Origin of the sequence: Pseudomonas sp. AP19, assembly GCF_001728855.1 — a bacterium.
Classification (GTDB): domain Bacteria; phylum Pseudomonadota; class Gammaproteobacteria; order Pseudomonadales; family Pseudomonadaceae; genus Aquipseudomonas; species Aquipseudomonas fluorescens.
The window spans coordinates 1-1,737 of the sequence record NZ_LXJP01000131.1 but is presented as its reverse complement, the minus strand read 5'-3'; the positions used below and the strand labels follow the sequence as shown (position 1 = coordinate 1,737).

General features: G+C 48.4%; 3 protein-coding genes and 1 pseudogene. 1 reads left to right on the top strand and 3 read right to left on the bottom strand.

The annotated features are described in order from the left end of the window. Positions 1-67: 67 nt before the first annotated feature. The gene (locus tag A7D21_RS33930) at positions 68-274 is read right to left on the bottom strand and encodes a co-regulatory protein PtrA N-terminal domain-containing protein (protein ID WP_010565102.1); all 207 of its coding nucleotides are present in this window, start codon (positions 272-274) and stop codon (positions 68-70) included. A gap of 399 nt (positions 275-673) precedes the next feature. Here A7D21_RS33930 and flgB point away from each other — a divergent pair, with 399 nt between their 5' ends. Beyond that, a complete protein-coding gene (gene flgB, locus A7D21_RS35060; RefSeq protein ID WP_010565103.1) occupies positions 674-1,087 on the top strand; it encodes a flagellar basal body rod protein FlgB in 414 nt (137 codons plus the stop codon). A 30-nt stretch (positions 1,088-1,117) separates the two neighbouring features. Here the strand turns inward: flgB and A7D21_RS33925 are convergent, their stop codons facing one another. Both A7D21_RS33925 and A7D21_RS33920 read right to left on the bottom strand, forming a co-directional pair. Beyond that, entirely contained in the window at positions 1,118-1,318 is a 201-nt protein-coding gene (locus A7D21_RS33925; RefSeq protein WP_010565104.1) for a heavy-metal-associated domain-containing protein, read from the bottom strand. Between the two features lie 112 nt (positions 1,319-1,430). Beyond that, positions 1,431-1,737, bottom strand: a pseudogene (locus tag A7D21_RS33920) (copper-transporting ATPase); the annotation flags it as partial.

Sequence of the window (1,737 nt, the reverse complement as noted above, 5' to 3'; positions counted from 1 at the left end):
TTCAGAAATTGCCACATTTAAACCACCGCAGTGATTACATTTCTGTCAGCTTGGAGGGTCCAGCTATTTAGCAATTCTTGTGGTCCATCGCCTTGGCTTTGCTTTCAGCGACAGGAGGTTGGGCATTTTGCGTTTGAGCCACTCGGTACGATTCCATCGAATTATTCCTGGCCACTTCCATGCGTGCGAAAGTCCGGTCACCACCGCCTTCAGCCATAGCCAAAGAAGAAACGGTCAGAGCAGCGATGACGAACAAGGTTTTGATAGGATTCATTTGGGGTTCCTCGGATGAGTATTGATGCCCCCTGAATCCACATCAATCGTTGACTCTAAGGGGTGAGCTTGAGGCTCAATAGGACTATAAGACTCATCCCCTGACAGGAAGCTTAGGCCAATATTACAGTTGTGTCAGGTTGCGATATTTCTCTTGAGATACAGAGTGAATAGTCCGTAAGGTCTAAGCCATCCAGCGTCACATAACCGCCATTTACTCTTTAAAACTTACCTGTGCGGTTGTGTAATCTTCCGGTCACTTTCGCGGAGGTTTGACGTTTTTTCGTTCGCACTTGAATTGTATCTCGACTCGGATGCACTACGTTAAGCACTTGAGTGTTCGATATAGGTGGGAATGCTAAATGGCAGCGTAACTTAGCGTAACTAAAGGTGGCCACCGGTGAGTATTAATTTTGAAAAAGCGCTTGGCTCCGCAGAAAGAGCATTACTTTTTCGCAGCCAACGAGCTGAGGTGCTTAGCAATAATATCGCTAATGTCGACACTCCTAACTTTAAGGCCAGAGATTTGGACTTTTCCGCTGTCCTGGCTAGCCAGACAAAAGGAGGTTTTGCTACTCCGTTCTCTTTGAAAACAACAAACCCAAAACATATTGCCGTAAACGAATTAGCAAGTGATATTCACAGCGGCGCTTTGCTTTACAGCACGCCGAACCAACCTTCCATTGATCAAAATACTGTGGATCAACAGGTCGAGGTGGCAAAATATACGGAAAATTCGATTCATTTCGAAACTGCTTTTACTCGATTGAATGGAGCATTTAAGGGGCTACTTAAAGCTCTACGAGGTGACTAATAAACCTCACCCAGCGAGGGAATCAGCGCCTCAGGCGCTGATTTGGGAAGGGAAACCGAGTGCTTCCACAGTTTTACGGACCTGCTCTGGGGGTTCGCTGCTTTCAACGGTTACCTTACCTGCCGCGCGATCCACGGAAACCGTAGCCTTGCTGTCCAGTGACTGAATTGCTTTGGTGATTTTGCTGACGCAGCTACCGCAACCAATGCCTGATACGTTTAAGACGAACATGGTTATTCCTCTTGTGCTGAGCGGTCTCTTTTCACCGCAACACCAGCATCAACGTTGACACAATGGCAAGGTCAAGGGTTATGTATTAACGGGCTGCGAGCATCGGTTACGCTCAATCTATTCGGGTATTCCTCAGTCTCAAAGCATTGAAAACTACAGATGCAGAACTGACGCTCATGGCTAACGCAGCGATCATTGGCGACAGAAGGTGCCCCGTCAGTGGGTAGAGCAGGCCTGCGGCGAGGGGGATACCCATTGAGTTGTAAAGGAAGGCGAACCCCAAGTTTTGCCGCATGTTTTTCACCGTTGCAACCGAAAGTGCCCGTGCTCGTAAAATCCCCATCAGGTCGCCTTTTACCAGCGTGAGCTGCGCGCTATTCATCGCGACGTCAGTCCCTGTACCCATGGCAATGCCCACG

Coding starts and splice junctions, on each gene's coding strand:
- A7D21_RS33930 (WP_010565102.1), bottom strand. CDS start 274: ATGAATCCTATCAAAACCTTGTTCGTCATCGCTGCTCTGACCGTTTCT.
- A7D21_RS33925 (WP_010565104.1), bottom strand. CDS start 1,318: ATGTTCGTCTTAAACGTATCAGGCATTGGTTGCGGTAGCTGCGTCAGC.